This window comes from Methylobacterium sp. SyP6R (assembly GCF_019216885.1).
In the GTDB taxonomy this organism is placed as follows: Bacteria; Pseudomonadota; Alphaproteobacteria; order Rhizobiales; family Beijerinckiaceae; genus Methylobacterium.
In genome coordinates, this window is sequence record NZ_JAAQRC020000001.1 from 5,412,769 (window position 1) to 5,431,712 (window position 18,944).

The 18,944-nt window shown below is 70.7% G+C and carries 20 protein-coding genes; 15 read left to right on the forward strand and 5 right to left on the reverse strand.

Features of this window, described 5'->3' with window-relative positions; genetic code table 11:
* Positions 1-22: 22 nt before the first annotated feature.
* Together HBB12_RS24815 and HBB12_RS24820 are read right to left on the reverse strand one after the other, a co-directional pair.
* Positions 23-319 (reverse strand): BrnA antitoxin family protein, encoded by a 297-nt coding sequence (locus tag HBB12_RS24815; RefSeq protein WP_236992883.1) that lies wholly within the window; start codon positions 317-319, stop codon positions 23-25.
* Between the two features lie 15 nt (positions 320-334).
* Entirely contained in the window at positions 335-601 is a 267-nt protein-coding gene (locus tag HBB12_RS24820; RefSeq protein WP_236991818.1) for a BrnT family toxin, read from the reverse strand.
* Positions 602-856: 255 nt separating this feature from the next.
* On the opposite strand from HBB12_RS24820, the gene HBB12_RS24825 reads away from it, so the two are divergent.
* From HBB12_RS24825 to HBB12_RS24885, 13 genes are all read left to right on the forward strand, one after another.
* Positions 857-1,612, forward strand: coding sequence for a trypsin-like serine protease (locus tag HBB12_RS24825; RefSeq protein WP_236991819.1), 756 nt, complete (start codon positions 857-859; stop codon positions 1,610-1,612).
* A gap of 122 nt (positions 1,613-1,734) precedes the next feature.
* Entirely contained in the window at positions 1,735-2,604 is an 870-nt protein-coding gene (locus HBB12_RS24830; RefSeq protein WP_236991820.1) for a S1 family peptidase, read from the forward strand.
* Positions 2,605-2,667: 63 nt separating this feature from the next.
* Entirely contained in the window at positions 2,668-3,057 is a 390-nt protein-coding gene (locus HBB12_RS24835; protein WP_236991821.1) for a DoxX family protein, read from the forward strand.
* A 103-nt stretch (positions 3,058-3,160) separates the two neighbouring features.
* On the forward strand, positions 3,161-4,153 hold the full coding sequence (locus tag HBB12_RS24840; RefSeq protein ID WP_236991822.1) for a sensor histidine kinase: 993 nt from the start codon (positions 3,161-3,163) through the stop codon (positions 4,151-4,153).
* A gap of 102 nt (positions 4,154-4,255) precedes the next feature.
* Entirely contained in the window at positions 4,256-4,684 is a 429-nt protein-coding gene (locus HBB12_RS24845; protein ID WP_236991823.1) for a SufE family protein, read from the forward strand.
* 67 nt (positions 4,685-4,751) lie between these two features.
* Positions 4,752-6,890, forward strand: a complete 2,139-nt coding sequence (locus tag HBB12_RS24850) for a S9 family peptidase (protein WP_236991824.1) — start codon at positions 4,752-4,754, stop codon at positions 6,888-6,890.
* A 299-nt stretch (positions 6,891-7,189) separates the two neighbouring features.
* Entirely contained in the window at positions 7,190-7,882 is a 693-nt protein-coding gene (locus tag HBB12_RS24855; RefSeq protein WP_236991825.1) for a DUF1045 domain-containing protein, read from the forward strand.
* Between the two features lie 4 nt (positions 7,883-7,886).
* Positions 7,887-8,504: an LbetaH domain-containing protein gene (locus HBB12_RS24860; protein ID WP_236991826.1), complete on the forward strand. Its 618-nt coding sequence runs from the start codon at positions 7,887-7,889 to the stop codon at positions 8,502-8,504.
* Positions 8,505-8,578: 74 nt separating this feature from the next.
* Positions 8,579-9,400 (forward strand): phosphonate ABC transporter ATP-binding protein, encoded by an 822-nt coding sequence (gene phnC / locus HBB12_RS24865; protein ID WP_236991827.1) that lies wholly within the window; start codon positions 8,579-8,581, stop codon positions 9,398-9,400.
* Positions 9,401-9,431: 31 nt separating this feature from the next.
* Positions 9,432-10,358, forward strand: a complete 927-nt coding sequence (gene phnD / locus HBB12_RS24870) for a phosphonate ABC transporter substrate-binding protein (RefSeq protein ID WP_236991828.1) — start codon at positions 9,432-9,434, stop codon at positions 10,356-10,358.
* A 285-nt stretch (positions 10,359-10,643) separates the two neighbouring features.
* On the forward strand, positions 10,644-11,528 hold the full coding sequence (gene phnE / locus HBB12_RS24875) for a phosphonate ABC transporter, permease protein PhnE (RefSeq protein WP_236991829.1): 885 nt from the start codon (positions 10,644-10,646) through the stop codon (positions 11,526-11,528).
* Entirely contained in the window at positions 11,525-12,394 is an 870-nt protein-coding gene (phnE, locus tag HBB12_RS24880; RefSeq protein ID WP_236991830.1) for a phosphonate ABC transporter, permease protein PhnE, read from the forward strand. The genes phnE (HBB12_RS24875) and phnE (HBB12_RS24880) overlap by 4 nt, the downstream gene beginning before the upstream one ends.
* Before the next feature lie 206 nt (positions 12,395-12,600).
* Positions 12,601-13,347 carry a YebC/PmpR family DNA-binding transcriptional regulator gene (locus tag HBB12_RS24885; protein WP_048453006.1) on the forward strand — a complete coding sequence of 249 codons (747 nt, stop codon included), beginning with the start codon at positions 12,601-12,603 and terminating at the stop codon, positions 13,345-13,347.
* 394 nt (positions 13,348-13,741) lie between these two features.
* Here HBB12_RS24885 and HBB12_RS24890 read toward each other — a convergent pair whose 3' ends face one another.
* Complete coding sequence (locus HBB12_RS24890; protein WP_236991831.1) at positions 13,742-15,064, reverse strand: sensor histidine kinase; 1,323 nt, start codon at positions 15,062-15,064, stop codon at positions 13,742-13,744.
* Entirely contained in the window at positions 15,061-15,729 is a 669-nt protein-coding gene (locus HBB12_RS24895; protein WP_236991832.1) for a response regulator transcription factor, read from the reverse strand. The genes HBB12_RS24890 and HBB12_RS24895 overlap by 4 nt, the downstream gene beginning before the upstream one ends.
* A gap of 150 nt (positions 15,730-15,879) precedes the next feature.
* Between HBB12_RS24895 and HBB12_RS24900 the strand changes: the two genes are divergently transcribed.
* Positions 15,880-16,563, forward strand: coding sequence for a DNA-binding protein (locus HBB12_RS24900; RefSeq protein WP_236991833.1), 684 nt, complete (start codon positions 15,880-15,882; stop codon positions 16,561-16,563).
* A 332-nt stretch (positions 16,564-16,895) separates the two neighbouring features.
* Here HBB12_RS24900 and HBB12_RS24905 read toward each other — a convergent pair whose 3' ends face one another.
* Complete coding sequence (locus tag HBB12_RS24905; RefSeq protein ID WP_236991834.1) at positions 16,896-17,663, reverse strand: SDR family oxidoreductase; 768 nt, start codon at positions 17,661-17,663, stop codon at positions 16,896-16,898.
* Positions 17,664-17,827: 164 nt separating this feature from the next.
* Between HBB12_RS24905 and HBB12_RS24910 the strand changes: the two genes are divergently transcribed.
* Positions 17,828-18,868: an L-idonate 5-dehydrogenase gene (locus tag HBB12_RS24910; RefSeq protein WP_236991835.1), complete on the forward strand. Its 1,041-nt coding sequence runs from the start codon at positions 17,828-17,830 to the stop codon at positions 18,866-18,868.
* Positions 18,869-18,944: the final 76 nt, after the last annotated feature.

Consider the following 18,944-nt stretch of genomic DNA (forward strand, 5'->3'; position numbering starts at 1 on the left):
GATCTGATAGGCGTCAATCGTCTCAACGCGTGCCGAGCCGCCTCCCCGCTCGCTTCAGGGTGCCGTTCATCCGGGTTTGCCAACCATCGCCCGTTGCCTTGAACGCTTCGACCACGTCGCGATCCAGGCGGATGGTCACCGGCACCTTTGTCACGTCGGCCCTGGGCCGGCCGCGCGGGCGCGTCAATGCTGTATAGGGTGCGGGCGGCAGCACCTCGGCGGCTGGCCGCATCCTCGCAAATCGCTCCGCCGTGATCTCCGGATTGTCGGGATCCTGCGCGATGCCGGCCTGGATCTCCGCCTCCTCGGCGTCAGTCAGGGGGGTAGGCTCGCCTTACGCGTGGTCATTGCGACTCCTCTCACTGCGGCTTGCCCGCCATAGGCTGATGGCTGAGATGGCCTCGCTGCCGACGAGGGCAAAGACCAGGGACGCGAGCTTCCCATCGAGGAAACCGATCGCAAGGAAGCGCGGGCGGCCGTCCGACGCGGGCCTGGCCGCCTCGACCACGGCGTCCATCCATTCGAACCGGTCGCGCGCATCGGCAAAATCCATCCGATGCTTGCGGATGTTGCCCTCGCGCTTGAACTCGTCCCAGACCATCCGCAGGTCTCACCGTTCCATGCGGAGGCCTCGCACGCAAGATTTTCGTGCGTACAAAAAATGTCGGCTCGGTCCCTGTCTCCGCCCAACAATCTGCCCGGGTCTGCCGATCGCCTCGAAACTGCCGCCGCGATCATCCGAATCCGACCGACTGCCGATCTCCGCACCTCCGTCGATCATCGCAGCCCACCACCCTGGACCTCCCACGCCCGATCGGGCAGGGCAGGGCGCCAGACCCGCCGACCCGAGAGCGACGTGATCCGCCCAACCCTCCCATTCCTCGCCGCCCTCCTCACCCTCGCCACCCCCGCCCAGGCCGTGGTCGGCGGGAGCGAGGCGCCCGGTGCGGCGCTCGCGCGCTCCAGCGTGATGGTGCTGTCCTCCCGCGGCGGGGTCTGCACCGGCATCGTGCTGGCCCGCGACGTGGTGCTCACCGCGGCCCATTGCGCCGCGCCCGGGGCCGAGCACCGGGTGCATTTTCGCGATGAGCAAGGGGAGCCGGTACTTCTCGGGGTCGCCGCCCGGGCGGTGCATCCGGGCTACGATGCCGGCGCCATCGCCGGGCGGCGGCGCTCGATCGACCTCGCGCTCCTGCGCACCGACACCGCCCTGCCGGCCCGCTTCGTCCCGGCCGCCCTCGCCGAGGCGCCGGTCGCCGCCGGCACGCCGCTGACGCTCGGCGGATACGGCGTGGCGCGGCCCGGCGACCATCGCAGCACCGGCACCTTCCGCACCGCCACCCTGCCGCTGGTCGAGCCCTACGGCCCGAGCCGGATCCTGGTCTGGCTGAAGGGCGCGAGCGCCTCCGGCGCCTGCGAGGGCGATTCCGGCGGGCCGATCGCCGGCGCCGGCGGGGCCGTGCTCGCGGTGACCACCTGGGCGAGCGGGGCCGGCAAGGGATCGGAAAAGTCGCCGTGCGGCGGCGTCTCGCAGGGCGTGCTGGTCGCGCCGCAGCGGGCCTGGATCGACCGCACGACGGCGGGCTGGGGCGCCGCGCCGCGCTGGGAGTGAGCCTCCTGCCACCGTCACGCTCACGGTTTCGTTCCTGCCGCGGTTCTCTGCCGGTGCGGAACCACACCCCTTCCGCCAGACTTCACTTGTCGAGCGTGGCCGCACGCTTCTAGGGTGGTTCCATGCGCGTCTCTCCCTTCCGCCTCCGCCCCGCTCTCGCTGCCCTCGCGGTGGCCGCGCCCCTCGGCCTGTGGAGCGGCTCCGCCGGCGCCGTGGTCCGGGGCGAGGTGACCCGCGATCCCGACGGCCTGCGCGGCTCGGTGGTGCGGATCGAGAGCACCACCGGCGAGATGTGCTCCGGCTCGCTCATCGCCCCCGACCTCGTGCTGACGGCGGCCCATTGCGTGATGCGCAAGGCCGGCTACTGGGTCGTGGCCGTCGACCGCAATTTCCGCCAGCGCCGCCTGCGGGCGATCGCGGCGGCGATGCATCCGGATTTCGTGCCCGGCACCACGCCCGAGACCCAGCCCGGCACCGACCTCGCCATCCTGAAGCTCGACCAGCGCCTCGGCCCCGATTTCCGCCCCCTCGACACCCGCTCCGGCGGCGACATCGCGCAAGGGGACAACGTCGCGATCGCCGGCTACGGCGTGGTGGCGGAGAACCGCCGCGGCACCGCCCGCGTGCTGCGCCAGGCCCGCCTCGTCTCGCTGGGCGAACTCCAGGTCGCCAACACCGTCACGGTGGTGGCCGACCGCCACACCCTCGCCGAGACCGCCGGCGCCGGCGCCTGCCTCGGCGATTCCGGCGGGCCGATCCTGCGCGCCGGCCCCGGCGGCTACCAGCTCGTCGGCGTGGTGAGCTGGTCGAGCGGTGCCGCCCAGCAGGGCCGGGTCCGCACCGCCTGCGGCGGCTTCACCGCCGTCACGCCGATCGGCCTGCATGCCGGCTGGATCAACGCGCGAGCCGCCGAGCTCGCCCGTTTCGAGCCCGGCGAGGCGATGCCGGCGGGGAACCGCCCTCATCCGGCGGACTGGACCGGGGGGCGCTGACGACAGCTTGACTGTTCGGCGGCAAGGTCTTCCAACGGGCTCCATCAGATCCCGGAGTGTCCGATGAGCCAAGCCGTCTTCAGTCTCGCCCGCATCCTCGTCGTCGTGCTGTTCTGCGTCTCCGGCGCCCAGAAGCTGATGAACCCGGCCGGCGTCGTCGCCGCGGTCTCGAGCAAGGGGCTGCCCTACCCGGAGGTGCTGGCCTGGCTCACCATCGCGGCCGAACTCGGCCTCGGCCTGCTGATCGCGCTGGGCTTCTACGCCCGGGCGGCCTCGGTGCTGCTCGCCGTCTTCACCCTGACGACGATCGTGTTTTTCCACAATTTCTGGGCGATGACGGGAGACGCCGTCCGCATGAACCAGATCCAGGCGATGAAGAACCTCTCGATCATCGGCGGCCTCCTGATGATCGCCGCCGCCGGTCCGGGCCGCTTCGCTCTCAACCGTCGCTGAGCATGACGCTTTTTGTCCGAAGGACGGCGCCGGAACGGCGGCGCCCCCGGTACGTTGACCGGCCCTGAAGGAGCGCGATCGGCGACAGGAGCAGGCGAGGGACATGGCCGCGGACACGACACTGCCGGACGCGGCCTTCCGCAGCTTCGCCGAAGGCGCCGGGCTCATGATCTGGCGCGCCGATCCCCAGGCGCGCCTCATCTACGTCAATCCGGCCTGGACGGAATTCCGCGGCCGGGCGGCCGATGACGAACTCGGCCACGGCTGGAAGGACGGGCTCCATCCCGAGGACCGGGCCGGGCACGAGGCCGCTCTCGCGGCGGCCTACGCCAAGCGCCGGCCCCACAGCGCCGAGTACCGCCTGCGCCGCCACGACGGCGCCTTCCGGTGGGTCCACGGCCACGCCTACCCGCTGCACGAGGGCGACGATTTCACCGGTTTTGCCGGCTCCTGCTTCGACATCACCGAGCGCAAGGAGGCCGAGGAGCACGCCGCCCGGGCGATGGCCGAGCAGGACGCGCTCTTGGCCGAGATCTATCACCGGGTGCGCAACAACCTCCAGGTCACGGTCAGCCTGATCGGCCTCTATGGCCGCGCCGCGGCCGGCCCCTGCCGCCCGGCCTTCGATGCCCTCGGCCAACGGGTGCGGGCGATCGCGCTCGTGCAGCAGCACCTGCACGAGGCGCCGCAGATCGCCAGCGTCGACCTCGCCGAATACCTGACCCGCCTCGCGGAAGGGTTGGGCCAGCTGCGCCGGGCCGGACGGATCGCCGTGACGGTCGAGACCGGGCGCACCGCTCTCCTGGAGCCGCGCCGGGTCAACGCGCTCGGCATGATCCTGGCCGAGATCGTCGCCGAATGCCTCGACGGCACCGACGAGGGCTCTGCCTGCGTCACCCGGGTCGAGGTGCCGGGGGATAAGCCGTCCGATCCGGTGCGGGTGCGGATCACCTCGGGCGGCGTCGCCGGCGAACCGCCGGAGGGCGTGCCGCGGATCGGTCCCCGGTTGATCGCCGCCTATGCGGCCCAGGCCGAGATCGCGGTCTCGGGCAAAGGCACCCCGGAGGCGCCGCTGGAACTGACCCTGCCGCCGTGACACGGTGGCGGCCCGCCCGCCCGCCTGGCCTGAGATGGTGGCGGGCGGGGCGCCGCCCGCCTATATGCCGGGTCTCATCTCCTTCATCCCCGTTCAGGTCCCATGCTGCCGCCCATCGACGAGATCGTCTCCAACTTCGAGTTCCTGGACGAGTGGGACGACCGCCATCAGTACCTGATGGAGCTCGGCCGCAAGCTGCCGCCCCTGCCGGAGGAAGCCCACAATGAGGCCAACCGGGTGCGCGGCTGCGTCAGCCAGGTCTGGCTCGAGACGAAGGTGGACCGCTCCGGCCCCGAGCCGCGCCTGCACTTCCTCGGCGACAGCGACGCCCACATCACCAAGGGCGTGGTGGCCGTCCTGATCGCGTTCTTCGACGGCCGCACGGCCTCGGACGCCGCCCGCGCCGACGCCCTCGGCCTGTTCCAGACGCTCGGCCTTTCCGAGCACCTGACGGCGCAGCGCTCGAACGGCGCCCGGGCGATGATGGACCGCATCCGGGCCGACGCTCAAGGAGTGGCCGCCGCGGCGTAGGCGCGCCCTTGCAGCGGCGCCCCCGGGACGGCACATCCATGCGACGTGCAACATCCCGGGGAGCCGCATGACCCTTCGCCTGAGCCCGCCTGCCGCCGCGCCGACGGCGCCCGTCCGGCCCGTCACCGTCACGGTCCATGGCCGCGCGGTGACCGACCCCTATGCCTGGCTCAAGGCGGAGAACTGGAAGGACGTGCTGAAGGACCCCGCTGCCCTGCCGGCGGAGATCCGCACCCTCCTGGACGCCGAGAACACGTACGCGGATGCCGCGCTCGCCGGCACCAAGGCTCTGCGCGAGACGCTGGTCGCCGAGATGCGTGGGCGCATCCGCGAGGATGACGGCAGCGTGCCGGACCTCGATGGCCCCTTCGCCTATTACACCCGCTATCGCGAGGGCGGGCAGCACCCGCTGGTCTGCCGCCGCCCGGCCGACCGTGTCACCCCCGGCCTCGTCGGCGATCTCGCCGGCGAAGGCGAGGAGATACTGATCGACGGCGACCGGGAAGGGGAGGGGCACGCCTTCTTCAGCCTGGAGGATGCCAGCCATTCCGACGACCATCGGCTGGTCGCCTGGAGCGCCGACACCAAGGGCTCCGAACTCTACACCATCCGGGTCCGCGACCTCGCGACGGGGCGGGACCTGGAGGACCAGATCCTCGCCACCACCGGCGACGTGGTGTGGAGCGGCGACGGACGCGCCTTCTGGTACGTCGCGGTCGACGAGAACCACCGCCCCGCGACCGTGATGCTGCACCGCCTCGGCACGCCGCAGAGCGACGACGACACGGTCTACGAGGAGAGCGATTCCGGATTCTTCGTCGGCATCGGCGAGACCCAATCCGGCGCCTATCTGGTGGTGACGGCGAACGACCACGAGACCTCGGAGGTCCATCTCGCCGAGCGCGCCACGCCCTTCGCCCCCCTGCGGGTGGTGGCGAAGCGCGAGCACAAGCTGATCTACTCGGTCGAGCATCGCGGCGACGAATTGTTCGTGCTCACCAATGCCGACGGCGCCGAGGACTTCAAGATCGCGGTGGCGCCCCTCGACAGCCCGGCCCGGGCGAATTGGCGCGACCTGATCCCGCATCGCGCCGGGGTGATGATCCGCTTCCAGCACGTGCTCGCCCGCCACCTCGTGCGGCTCGAACTCGAGAATGCCCGGCCGCGCCTGATCGTGCGCGACGCGACGAGCGGCGCCGAGCATACCGTGGCCTTCGCCGAGGAGGCCTATTCCCTCGGTCTCTCGCCGGGCCACGCCTTCGACACCGATCTGATCCGCTTCACCTACTCGTCGATGACGACGCCGGCGGAGACCTACGACTATCACGCGACGACCCGCGACCGGACCTTGCGCAAGCGCCAGGACGTGCCGAGCGGCCACGATCCGGCTTCCTACGTCACCCGCCGCCTGTTCGCGACCGCGCCGGACGGCGAGCAGGTGCCGGTCTCGCTGCTGCACCGGCGCGACACCCCCCTCGACGGGACCGCGCCGCTCCTCCTCTACGGTTACGGCTCCTACGGCTCGCTGATGTCGGCGGCCTTCCGCACCAACCCGCTCTCGCTCGTCGATCGCGGCTTCGTCTACGCCATCGCGCATGTCCGCGGCGGCACCGAGAAGGGCTGGCGCTGGTACCTCGACGGCAAGCGCGAGAAGAAGCCCAACACCTTCTCGGACTTCGTGGCCTGCGCCCGCGCCCTGATCGAGGCGCGCTACACGGGAGCCGGCCGCATCGTGGCGCACGGCGGCAGTGCCGGCGGCATGCTGATGGGGGCGGTGGCCAACCTCGCGCCGGAGCTGTTCGCCGGCATCGTCGCCGACGTGCCCTTCGTCGACGTGCTCAACACCATGCTCGACGGCGACTTGCCGCTGACCCCGCCGGAATGGCCCGAATGGGGCAATCCGGGCGCCGACCTCCAGGCCTTCGAGACCATCCTGTCGTATTCGCCTTACGATAATATCGGGGCGAAGACCTATCCGGCGATCCTGGCGCTCGGCGGCCTCACCGACCCGCGGGTGACCTACTGGGAGCCGGCGAAATGGGTCGCGCGCCTGCGCGCCACCATGACCGGGGGTGGGCCGGTGCTGCTGCGCACCAACATGGAGGCGGGGCACGGCGGCGCGGCCGGCCGGTTCGACCGGCTGGAGGAGGTGGCGCTGATCTACGCCTTCGCGCTGGCGGCGGTGGGGGCGGAGGCGGTGGTGTAAGCGCCTGTTCGACTGACCCTTGCTCCCACCCACAACCTCATCCTGAGGCGCGAGCAAAGCGAGCCTCGAAGGAGGGCTCCAGGGGTCGCTGAGATTTATGGAGCCCTCCTTCGAGGTCAGTCGATCTGCGATCGACTAACACCTCAGGATGAGGTCGCGGGTGGGAGAGAAAAGCCAATCCCGCTCCTCTTCCCGCGAGTCAGGCCAGCTCAGTGGCCGGCGGCGGAGGTTGATGCTCTGTCCGCCGTCACCATCCGGTCACGCCAGCGTGCTGAATCGGGCTCCACAAGGAGAACCGCGTGACCGGCAGCCCCCGCTACGCCCTCTACTTCACGCCGAGGCCCGGCTCGGACCTCGCCCGCTTCGGCAGCGCCGTCCTCGGCTATGACAACCATACCGGCGCGGAGATCCCCCGTCCGGGTAGGTTGGCCGACCTTCCGGGCGTGACCGGCTCGCCGCGGGTCTACGGCTTCCACGCCACCCTGAAGGCGCCGATGCGTTTGCGAGCTGGCGCCACCGAGGCCGATCTTCTGGAGGCTGCCGCCACCCTGGCGGCGGATCATCCGCTGGTGTCGGTAGGTCCCTTGCAGGTCGCGACGCTCGGCGCCTTCACGGCCCTGATCCCGGTGGCCGCACCGCCGGAGCTCGGCCTGTTCGCCGCCGAATGTGTCGCCGCCTTCGAGCCGTTCCGCGCTCCCCTGACCGAGGCGGAGATCGTCCGCCGCAGGCCGGAGCGCCTGAGCCCCCGCGGTCGGGCGCTGCTGGCGGCCTGGGGCTACCCGCACGTCTTCGAGGAATTCCGCTTCCACATGACCCTGACCGACGCCCTGCCGGAGGCCGACCGTGCGCCCTGGCGCGAGCGCCTGGCGGCGGCCTATGGCGAGGCCGAGCCCCTCACCCTCGACGCCCTGTCGGTGCTGCGCCAAGACGTCCTGCCCGACGGCGGGGCAGGCCGGTTCCGGGTGGTGCAGCGCCTATCCTTCGGAGGTTGATGCCATGGCCGGACAGCTTGGCCTGGAGCCCACCGTCGACCCGACCGCCAAGGTCCGGGACTGCCGTCTCGGCCGCTACACCGAAATCGGCCCGCGCACCCAGCTCGCCGAGACGAGTCTCGACGACTATTCCTATATCGGCAACGACGGTGAGGTGATCTACACCACGATCGGCAAGTTCTGCTCGATCGCCGCGATGGTGCGGATCAATCCGGGCAACCACCCGATGGAACGGGCCTCGCAGAGCCACTTCACCTACCGCGCCGCCTCGTACTGGCCGCAAGAAGAGAACGAGCCGGCTTTCTTCGACCGGCGCCGGGCCTTGCCCGTCACGATCGGCCACGACGTCTGGATCGGCCACGGCGTCGTGGTTCTGCCGGGGCGGACCATCGGGACGGGGGCGGTCGTCGGCGCGGGCGCCATCGTCACCCGGGACGTCGCGCCCTACACCATCGTGGTCGGCAACCCGGCCCGGCCCGTGCGCCGCCGCTTCGGCGAGGCGGTGTCCGAGCGCCTGTTGCAACTCGCCTGGTGGGACTGGGACCACGACCGGTTGCGCGCCGCGCTCCCGGATTTTCGCCAGCTTCCGATCGAAGCCTTCCTTGATCAGTACGCCGGCTAAGCACTGACGAACTGTCATCCGGCTGTCGCTTAACGGGCGTTTACGTTCGCCGAACAGTGGAGTCGGGCGAACGGATGCTGGTTGTCGAGAATCTCACGCGTCAATACGGGGCCCGCCGGGCCGTGGACGGGGTCAGCCTGTCCATCGAGCGCGGCAGCTTCGTCGGCGTGATCGGGCGCTCGGGCGCCGGCAAGTCGACCCTGCTGCGGATGCTCAACCGCCTCGCCGACCCGACGGCGGGGCGCATCCTCTACGACGGCACCGACGTGACGGCCTTGCGCGGCGGCGCCCTTCGCGCGTGGCGCGCCCGTTGCGCGATGATCTTCCAGCAATTCAACCTCGTCGGCCGGCTCGACGTGATGACGAACGTGCTGATGGGCCGGCTCAACCAGGTGCCGGCCCACCGCTCGCTCCTGAAATTGTGGAGCGAGGAGGACCGGGCGCTGGCCCTCGCCGCCCTCGAGAATTTCGACATGGGGGCCTTCGCCGCCAACCGGGCCGACCAACTCTCCGGCGGCCAGCAGCAGCGCGTCGCCATCGCCCGGGCCCTGGTGCAGGAGCCGGAGATTATTTTGGCCGACGAGCCGGTCGCTTCCCTCGACCCGCGCAACACCCGCCTGGTGATGGACGCGCTCGCCGACGCCAACAAGCGCTACGGCATCACCGTGTTGTGCAACCTGCACTCCCTCGACCTCGCCCGCGCCTATTGCGACCGGCTGATCGGCCTCTCGGCCGGCCGGGTGGTGTTCGACGGCCGCGGCTTCGACCTCACCGAGGACGTCGCCCGCACTCTCTACGGCCTCGAGGCCGGCGAGGTGATGGACCGCGGCGAGCCCGAGACGCTGCCGATGCCGGTGCGGGCGCCTGTCCGCCATGCCGAGGCGCTGAGCGCCTGAGATTTTTTTCGTTCCGAGAAGGACTCGATCGATGCTGAACCGTCGCACCCTCGTGGGCGCCGCTGCCCTGCTGCTCGCCGCCGGCCCCGCCTTCGCGCAGGATTGGAAGGCGAAATATCCCGAGCTGACGCTGGGCGTGATCCCGGCCGAGAACGCGTCGGGCACCGTCGACCGCTGGACCCCGCTCACCGCCTATCTCACCAAGGAACTCGGCGTTCCGGTGAAGCTGCGGGTCGCGAATGATTACGCCGCGGTGATCGAGGGCCAGCGCGCCGGCAACATCCAGATCGCCTTCTACGGCCCGGCCTCCTTCGCCCGCGCCGCCATCACCGGCGTGAAGCTCGAGCCGCTGGTCAACCAGAAGCACGAGACCGGCGTGTCGGGCTATTACTCGGTGATCTACGTGCGGGCCGACAGCCCGTACAAGTCGATTGAGGACCTGAAGGGCAAGAGCCTGGCGCTGGTCGATCCGAACTCGACCTCCGGCAACCAGGCCCCGCGCTTCTTCCTGCACAAGGCCGGTCACGACGTCGACAAGTTCTTCGGCAAGACCTTCTACGCCGGCAGCCACGAGAACGCCGTGCTGGCGCTGGCCCAGGGCACGGCCGACGCCGCCGCCAATTTCTGGAACTCCGACACCGACAGCAACCTGACCCGGATGCTCACCAAGGGCATGGTGAAGAACGCCGACGGCACGCCGATGAAGCAGTCGGATTTCCGCGTCGTCTTCAAGTCCGAGTTCCTGCCCGAGGGGCCCTTCGCGGTCCTCGCCAGCCTGCCGGACGACCTGAAGCAGACAATCCGCCAGGCCTTCATCGACTTCCCGACCAAGGACAAGGCCGCCTTCGACAAACTCTCCGACGGCAAGGACCTCGGCCTCACCCCGGTGACGCTGAAGGACTACCAGCCGATCATCGAGATGCTCCGCCACAACGACGAGCAGCGCAAGCGGTCGTGACGCACGGGTCTTCTCCTCTCCCCGCGGGCGGGGAGAGGGCCGAACCTCCGTTCAGGAGGTGAGGCGAGCCCGCAGGGCGAGGGTGAGGGGGTGTTTCCGGATGAGACTCCTCCGGAAACACCCCCTCACCCTCGCTTCGGCTGCGCCTCCGCTAGCTCCGTCGACGACAAGGTCGCCGGAGCCCTCTCCCCGCCCGCGGGGAGAGGGGACACCCGCGCTCGACTGTCTCGCTGGATGCCCTCCCGACGTGAGGGCGCCGATCCGGCACCGGAGACCCAAAACCCCGTGACCGTCCGCATCGAGACACTACCGCCCGAGCGCGAGAACACCCTGCTCGCCGCCTATTCCGGCGCCGTCGCCTCGGCGCGCCGACGCAACCTGGCGGTCTTCGTCGTCATCGTGGCCCTGTACCTGCTCGCCGGCTGGATGGCCGAGGTGCGGCCGCTCACCTTCCTCGACAACATCCAGAACTTCACCGCCTATCTCGGCCAGATCCTGCCGCCGCTGACCCTCGCCAACCTGCCGGCGGATGTCGCGGCCTGGTACTGGGGCCTGCCGAAATGGCTCGCGCTCCTGGGCGAGACGATCCTGATGGCCTATCTCGGCACGCTGTTCGGCGGCATCGCGGCGTTTGGCCTGTGCTTCCTCGCCTCGGCCAACCTGGTGCGGTCCCCGGCAATCCGCTTCTGCGCCCGCCGCTTCCTGGAAGTGTGCCGCACGGTGCCCGAGGTGGTGTTCGCACTGATCTTCGTCATCGCCTTCGGGCTCGGGCCGATGGTCGGCGTGCTGGCGCTCGCCATCCACACCACCGGCGCGCTCGGCAAGCTCTTCTCCGAGGTGGTCGAGAACATCGACATGAAACCGGTCGAGGGGCTGACCGGCACCGGGGCGGGCTTCCTCGAGACCGTGCGCTTCGCGGTGGTGCCGCAGGTGCTCTCCAACTTCGCCTCCTACGCGCTCCTGCGCTTCGAGATCAACGTGCGGGGCGCGGGCGTGATGGGCTTCGTCGGGGCCGGCGGCATCGGCCAGGAATTCCTGGTGGCGATCCGCAACTTCTACTATTCGGACGTGAGCGCGATCCTCGTCCTCATCATCCTCACCGTGGTGGCGATCGACCTCGCCACCGAGCGCTTGCGCCACCACCTCCTCGGCCGGGAGGCCCACGCGTGAGAAACCGCCCGCCCTCCGCCTTGCGCCAGGCCGCGCTCGCCGACCTCGACGGGTTGCGCGCCCGCCACCCGGCGGTCTTCCGGGCCGCGTGGTCGCGCCGCGCGGTCGTCATCGGCAGCCTCGCCCTGGTCGTCGGCCTCGCGGTGTTCGCGATGATGCGGCTCGATTTCTCGCTGCTGCGCATCCTCCACGGCCTGCATCGCTTAAGCGAGTTCGCCGGCATGATGCTGCCGCCTTCCGCGGAAGGGCGGTTCGGCCTGTTCCTGACCGCGTTGGGCGAGACCCTGGCGATCGCCTTCCTCGGCACCCTGACGGCGGCCTGCCTCGCCTTTCCGGTCGCCTTCCTCGCCGCCCGCAACGTGGTGCCCAATCCCTTCCTGCGCTTCGGGGTGCGCCGCGGCTTCGACGTGATCCGCTCCGTCGACGTGCTGATCTGGGCGCTGATCTGGATCAATGTCGTCGGCCTCGGGCCGTTCGCCGGGGCGCTCGCCATCGCCTGCTCGGATTTCGGGGCCTTCGGCAAGCTGTTCTCCGAAGCGATCGAGACCGCCGACCGCAAGGCGCCGGAGGGCGTGACCGCGTCCGGCGGCTCCCGGCTGCACCGGGTGCGGTTCGGCCTGGTGCCGGCGGTGCTGCCGGTGCTGGCAAGCCAGGTGCTGTACTTCTTCGAGTCGAACACCCGCTCGGCCACCATCATCGGCATCGTCGGGGCGGGCGGCATCGGCCAGTACCTCACCGAGCTGATCCGGGTGCTGGAGATGCAGCAGGTCGCCTTCCTGGTGCTGATGATCCTCGTCACCGTGGCGCTGATCGACCTCGTCTCGGCCCGCCTGCGCCGGGCGATCATCGGCGGCGCGGCGCACTGAGCCTTCGGGGTTAGAGGCCTGATTCCACCGCGTTTTCGCGAGTGCGAAGGGTTGCGAAAGCCTCGCGCGGCGCGAGTGTCTTCCGCATTGTCTTCTCCCCGGGCGCGCGCCTATAAGCCGGCTGTCTCACGCAAGGCCTTGCGGCGTCGAGAGCCCCGCCGGGCGCTCTCCGCGCGCAAGGATCAACCAATCCGCCGGGGAGCACCATGGCCGGGCATTCACAGTTCAAGAACATCATGCACCGCAAGGGCCGCGTCGACGCGGTCCGCTCGAAGGTGTTTTCCAAGCTCGCCCGAGAGATCACCGTCGCGGCCAAGCTCGGCACGCCCGACCCGTCGATGAACCCGCGCCTGCGCGCCGCGATTCTCGCGGCCCGGGCCGAGAACATGCCCAAGGACAACATCGAGCGCGCCATCAAGAAGGCGGCCGGGGGCGACGCGGAGAATTACGAGGAAGTGCGCTACGAGGGCTACGGCCCCGGCGGCGCCGCGCTCATCGTCGAGGCGCAGACCGACAACCGCAACCGCACGGCGAGCGACGTGCGCTCGGCCTTCACCAAGTCCGGCGGCAGCCTCGCCGAGACCGGCGCCGTGTCGTTCATGTTCGACCATGTCGGCCTCGTCGCCTTCGACGCCAAGGTGGCCGATGCCGACACGATGCTGGAAGCCGCCATCGAGGCCGGCGCCGACGACGTGAAGTCCGACGAGAGCGGCCATGAGGTCACCTGCGAGCAGGGGTCCCTCGGCGAGGTCGCCAAGACCCTGGAGGCCCGCTTCGGCGAGCCCCGCCGCACCGCCCTGATCTGGCGCGCCCAGAATACCGTCGACGTCGACGACGAGACCGCCGAGAAGCTGATCCGCCTCGTCGAGACCATCGAGGACCAGGACGACGTGCAGAACGTCTTCGTGAATTTTGCCGTTTCCGACGCGATGCTGGCGAAGATGCAGGGGTGAGATCCTGTTCGCATTGAGTACAAGCTAGCAGGATTTCTTCTGTTATCCATGGGCTCGTCGGCGCGGTCGGGATCATGAAATCCATAGGGGCGCGGGTTTTCTCCTCTCCCCGCGGGCGGGGAGAGGGCCGATCCCCCGTTCAGGGGGAGCGGCGAGCCCGTAGGGCGAGGGTGAGGGGGTATTTCCGGAGAAGCCTCCCTCGTCGAGACCCCCTCACCCTCGCTCCGGCTTCGCCTCCGCTTGCCGTGTCTCCTGAACGTCGACACGGCCCTCTCCCCGCCCGCGGGGAGAGGAGAGGACCTGCGCCATCCTTGTGCCCGACTGCCCCTTGAGATGACGCGGAGGGTGTCTCTTCTGCTGAGGTGAGCGAACTTCCGGCTCCAGCGGCCGCAGCTCACCCCGGCAGCCGCAGCCTTGCCCGCAAGCCCCCCATCGCCGACCGGTCGAGCTCCAGCCCGCCGCCATAGAGCTCCGCCAGTTCCGTCGTGATGGCGAGGCCGAAGCCGTGGCCCGGCACGGTCTCGTCGAGGCGCCGGCCGCGCTGCGCCACCGCCGCCAGCGCCGCCTGTCCGAGGCCGGGGCCGTCATCCTCGATCGCCACCACCACCTCGCCGCCCGAGCCTTCCGCCGATACCCGCACCGCGCGGGTACACCAGGTGCAGGCATTGTCGACCAGGTTGCCCAGCATCTCGTCGAGGTCCTGCGGGTCGCAGGCCGCGGCGAGGCCGGGCGGGACCGCGCAGGTCACCCGCACGCCCTTCTCGGCGTGCAGCCGCTCCAGGGCCCCGGCGAGATCGGTAACCGGGCCGGCGAGTTCCGTGCGCAGCCGCGTCGCCCCGGTCAGCGCGGCGCTGCGGGCCCGGCGCAGGTGATGGCGCACGGAGCGGTCGAGGTGGGCCGCCAACTGCGACAGCCGCCCGTCCGGGTCGCGGCCGGGCTCGGACAGGGCGAGCGACAAGGTGGCGAGCGGCGTCTTCAAGCCATGGGCGAGGTTCGCCACATGGGTGCGGGCCTGGGCGAGCTGCGCCGCGTTCTGGTCCAGGAGGGCGTTGATCTCGGCGGCGAGCGGCCGGACCTCGACGGGCTGGGAATCCGGCACCCGCTCGCGCCGGCCTGCCCGCACCGCCTCCAGCTCCTGCCGCAACCGGTCGAGGGGACGAAGCCCCAGGCGAACCTGCGCCACGCCGGCGGCCGCCAGAACCAGCCCCAGCACCGCCAGGCAGGCGGCGAGGCTCAAGCCCGCCTCCCGGAGCGGGCCGTTCAGGGCCGCGCGGGGGGCGCTCGCCGCCACCACGGTCCCGTCCGGCAGCGTCAGGATGCGCAGGATCAGGGCCTGTCCCTGCGGGCCGGTGCCGTCCGCCGGGCGGGGTCCTTCCTCGTCCTCAGGCAGCGCCGGAACGGTCAGGCTGCGCTCCCCGAGGGAGGCGGAGCGCAGGACCGTGCCGCCGCGCTGCACCTGCCAGGTCCAGCCCGAGCCCGGCCGGTCGAAGGGCGGCGCGTCGAGGTCGCGGGAGAGATGTAAAGCGGGGCCGGGCTCCAGCCCCGAGACCAGGGCGACGATCTGCGCATCGAGCCGGGAGTCGATCTGCCCCCGCACGAACCGGGCGAGGATCAGCGCGATGGCGATTCCCGCCACGATTAGCGCGGTCGCGCCCAGCGCCAGCGCCCCGAGGAGCAGGCGCCGACGCAGGGAACCGATCTGGCCGAGCCCGATCACGCCGCCTCGCCCGCGGTGAGCCGGTAGCCGTGGCCGCGTACGGTCTCGATCCGGGCCGGGGCGATCTTGCGGCGCAACCGCGTGATGATGACCTCGACCGAGTTCGAATCGACCTCCGCGTCGCCCTCGTAGACCCGTTCCATCAGCTCGCCCCGCGGCACCACTCCGTCGCGGCGCAGGATCAGGCAGGACAGCACGCGCCATTCGAGCCCGGTGAGCTTGAGCGGCAGCCCGTCACGGGTGAAGGCGCCGAGGCCGGGATCGAAGCTGATGGGACCGCAGGTCACGATGGTCGCCCCATGGGCGGCGGCGCGGCGCACCAGGGCGCGCAAGCGGATCACCAGCTCCTCGACCCGGAACGGCTTCACCAGGTAGTCGTCGGCCCCGGCCTTGAAGCCCGCCACCTTGTCGCTCCAGGCGTCCCGCGCGGTGAGGATCAGCACCGGCAGGGTTCGGCCGGCGGCCCGCCAGCCCTGCAGCACCGAAATCCCCTCGCGCTTCGGCAGGCCGAGATCGAGCACCGCCGCGTCGTAGGTCTCGGTGTCGCCGAGATGCGCGCCGTCCTCGCCGTCATGGGCGTGGTCGACGGCACAGTTCTCGGCGCGCAGGACCCGCAGGATCTCGGCGGCGAGCGCCGCATCGTCCTCGACGAGCAGGAGCTTCATGAGCGGTCGAACCCGGGTGGCACAAGCGGATTCCGCCGTAGTCCCGGCGGTTTAACCGAACCTGAACGGCCGGGTTCAGGCCCGGTTCCCGGGGCCTGACGTAGAAGAGCGCCAACCCGGACAGGGCCTCATCACACAGGAACGACAGACATGACCGACCGCACCACCATCGAGGGCAAGGCCACCGAGATCGAGACCAGCACGGTCGAAACCTCGAAGACCGACGCCGTCACCCCGCGCGCCAAGCCCCGCCGCGGCCTCCTCGTCGGCGCCGTCGCGGTGCCGCTGGCCCTCGGCGCCGTCGGGCTCTCCCTCGCCCAGCCCGCCCAGACGCCGCTCACCCCCGTCGCCCCGGTCGCGGTGAGCGCGCTCCAGCCCTCCGGCGCCATCGCCGCCAAGGGCGAGGTTGCCGAGATTTTCGGGAACAAGTTCATCCTTCAGGACGGCACCGGCCGGGCGCTGGTCGAGACCGGCCGGTCCGGGGAGGGCGGCACCCTGGTGGCCAAGGGCGAGAGCGTGACGGTGCAGGGCCGGTTCGAGAACGGCTTCCTCCACGCCAGCGCGCTCACCCGGGCCGACGGCAAGACCGAAGCCCTCCGGCCGGTCGGCCCGCCCCCCGGCGGCCTCGACTGGGCCAAGGACAAGGTCGGGCTCGGGCCGAACGTGGACGTCCCGGCCCTCACCAAGGCGGTCACGGATGCCGGCTACTCGGACGTGCGCGTCGCCGGCCGCGGCCCGCGCCACCTCGACGTGGCGGCGAAGGGGCAGGACGGCAAGGAGCGGATGCTCCATGTCGGCTTCGATGGGCAGATCCGGGAGAAGCGGGTGTTCTGAGTCGTCGCGACCGGCTCGGCTCGACGAGGTCGGGCAGCATCGCTGAGGCGGGCTGTCCGGGGAAAGGTGTGGCGCGAGCTTTTCCTCTCCCCGCGGGCGGGGAGAGGGCTGCGAACCCCTTGTTGGGTTCGCAGCGAGCCCGCAGGGCGAGGGTGAGGGGGTGGTTCCGGAGAAGCCTCACTCGTCGAGACCCCCTCACCCTCGCTTCGGCTGCGCCTCCGCTTGCTGCCGACCCGACAAGGGGTCAGCAGCCCTCTCCCCGCTCGCGGGGAGAGGGGATTCCTGCGCCAGCGTAAGGGCTTATCGGCAGCGCCCGGTCGGAAGGAACAACCTCACAACGTCGCCAGCACGCCCCCATCCACGTAGAGAATCTGTCCGTTGACGAAGTCCGACGCCGCCGACGCCAGGAAGATCGCCGCGCCCTGCAACTCCTCCACCCGGCCCCAGCGCCCGGCCGGGGTCCGGTTCTTCAGCCAGGCATCGAATTCCGGATTCTCGATCAGAGCCTGGTTCAGGGGCGTCGCGAAATAACCCGGGCCGATGCCGTTCACCTGAAGGCCGTGGCGGGCCCAGTCGGTGCACATGCCCTTGGTCAGGTTCTTCACCGCGCCCTTCGAGGCGGTGTAGGGGGCGATCGAGTAGCGCGCCGCCTCGCTCTGGAGGCTGGCGATGTTGATGATCTTGCCGCGCTTGCGCGTGATCATGTGCCGGGCCACCGCCTGACCGACATAGAACACGCTGTCGAGATTGACCCGCATCAGTTCATGCCAGGTCTCGACGGGATAGTCTTCGAGCGGCGCGCGGCGCTGGATGCCGGCATTGTTGACGAGAATATCGAGGGCGCCGATCTCGGCCTCGATCCGGTCGACGCCCACCTTCACCGCAACTGCGTCGGATACGTCGAAGGCCGCGGCTTGCGCCGTGATGCCCTCGTTGCGCAGCTCCGCCACGGCGCCGTCGAGCTTGGCCGCATCGCGCCCGTTCAGCACGATCGCCGCCCCCGCGCGGCCGAGGCCGAGCGCCAGCGACAGGCCGATGCCCTGGCTGGAGCCGGTCACCAGGGCGCGGCGGCCCGACAGATCGAACAAGGCGGTCGACACCGGCAAATCCCTCCCAGATGCGCCCCGCATCCGGCGGCCGTTCGGGGCCGATCCCGCGGTTGCGCTTATGCCCGAAGGGAAGCATGGTACCGATACCAACGCAAGCGGCATCGCGGCGCCGGAGAATCGGCAGCCAGAGAGCCCGCCGGGAGGAGATTGGTGCCATGACGCTCGCCGCGCGCATCCACGCCGCCAAGGACCTGCGGATCGAGCCGATCTCGCTGCGCGAGCCGGAAGCCGACGAGGTCGTGGTGGCGCTCGGCGCCGGCGGCATCTGCGGCTCGGACCTGTCCTATTACGGCAAGGGCCGGGTCGGGGACTTTTCCTTACGCGAGCCGATGGTGCTCGGCCACGAGGTCGCCGGCACGGTGACGCGGGTCGGCGCGGCGGTCGCAAGCGTCAGGCCCGGCGACCGGGTCGCGGTCGATCCGAGCCGGCCCTGCCTCTCCTGCGATTATTGCCGTGCCGGCCGCTCGAACCTGTGCCGCAACATGCGTTTCTTCGGCTCGGCGGCGATCTTCCCGCACGTCCAGGGCGGCTTCAGCGAACAGTTCCTGGCGCGTGCCGACCAGTGCGTGCCGATCCCCGATGCGATGCCGATGCGGGTCGCGGCCTGCGGCGAGCCGCTGGCGGTGGCGCTGCACGGAATCCGGCGCGCGGGCGAACTGCTCGGCCGCCACGTCCTCATCGCCGGGGCCGGGCCGATCGGCCTCCTGTGCCTGATGGCGGCGAAGCTCGCCGGCGCCCGCCGGATCGTCTGCACCGACCTGTCGGACGTGCCCCTCGCCATCGCCCGGGAGATCGGCGCCGCGGAGACCATCAACGTCGCCGCCGAGCCCGAGCGGCTGGGATCTTACGAGGCCGACAAGGGCACGTTCGATGTCGCGCTGGAGGCGACCGGCGCGCCCGCGGCCCTGGCCTCGCTGTTCCGGGTGGTGCGGCCCGGCGGCCGGGTGGTGCAGCTCGGCATGATGCCGCCGGGCGACGTCCCGGTGCCGGCCAACCTCCTGATGGCCCGCGAGATCGACTTCGTCGGCGCCTTCCGCTTCCACGAGGAGTACCGTACCGCCATCGCGCTGCTGGCCGCCGGCCGGATCGACGTCGCGCCGATCCTCTCGGCCGAGATACCGATGTCGCGGGCCGACGAGGCCTTTGCCCTCGCCGCCGACCGTACCAAGGCGATCAAGGTCCACCTCGCCTTCTAGGCCGACTCTGCGCGGGCACGACCATGGCCGAGGACCAGGCACCGTTGCGCCGGGCGCCCTTGCGCCGGGCACCGAC

What these genes read in the sequence shown, in the direction of transcription:
- HBB12_RS24830 (WP_236991820.1), top strand. Translation starts at nt 1,735, where the DNA reads ATGCGCGTCTCTCCCTTCCGCCTCCGCCCCGCTCTCGCTGCCCTCGCG.
- HBB12_RS24835 (WP_236991821.1), top strand. Translation starts at nt 2,668, where the DNA reads ATGAGCCAAGCCGTCTTCAGTCTCGCCCGCATCCTCGTCGTCGTGCTG.
- HBB12_RS24910 (WP_236991835.1), top strand. Translation starts at nt 17,828, where the DNA reads ATGACGCTCGCCGCGCGCATCCACGCCGCCAAGGACCTGCGGATCGAG.
- HBB12_RS24850 (WP_236991824.1), top strand. Translation starts at nt 4,752, where the DNA reads ATGACCCTTCGCCTGAGCCCGCCTGCCGCCGCGCCGACGGCGCCCGTC.
- HBB12_RS24900 (WP_236991833.1), top strand. Translation starts at nt 15,880, where the DNA reads ATGACCGACCGCACCACCATCGAGGGCAAGGCCACCGAGATCGAGACC.
- HBB12_RS24895 (WP_236991832.1), bottom strand. Translation starts at nt 15,729, where the DNA reads ATGAAGCTCCTGCTCGTCGAGGACGATGCGGCGCTCGCCGCCGAGATC.
- phnD (WP_236991828.1), top strand. Translation starts at nt 9,432, where the DNA reads ATGCTGAACCGTCGCACCCTCGTGGGCGCCGCTGCCCTGCTGCTCGCC.
- HBB12_RS24840 (WP_236991822.1), top strand. Translation starts at nt 3,161, where the DNA reads ATGGCCGCGGACACGACACTGCCGGACGCGGCCTTCCGCAGCTTCGCC.
- HBB12_RS24820 (WP_236991818.1), bottom strand. Translation starts at nt 601, where the DNA reads ATGGTCTGGGACGAGTTCAAGCGCGAGGGCAACATCCGCAAGCATCGG.
- HBB12_RS24845 (WP_236991823.1), top strand. Translation starts at nt 4,256, where the DNA reads ATGCTGCCGCCCATCGACGAGATCGTCTCCAACTTCGAGTTCCTGGAC.
- phnC (WP_236991827.1), top strand. Translation starts at nt 8,579, where the DNA reads ATGCTGGTTGTCGAGAATCTCACGCGTCAATACGGGGCCCGCCGGGCC.
- HBB12_RS24860 (WP_236991826.1), top strand. Translation starts at nt 7,887, where the DNA reads ATGGCCGGACAGCTTGGCCTGGAGCCCACCGTCGACCCGACCGCCAAG.
- HBB12_RS24885 (WP_048453006.1), top strand. Translation starts at nt 12,601, where the DNA reads ATGGCCGGGCATTCACAGTTCAAGAACATCATGCACCGCAAGGGCCGC.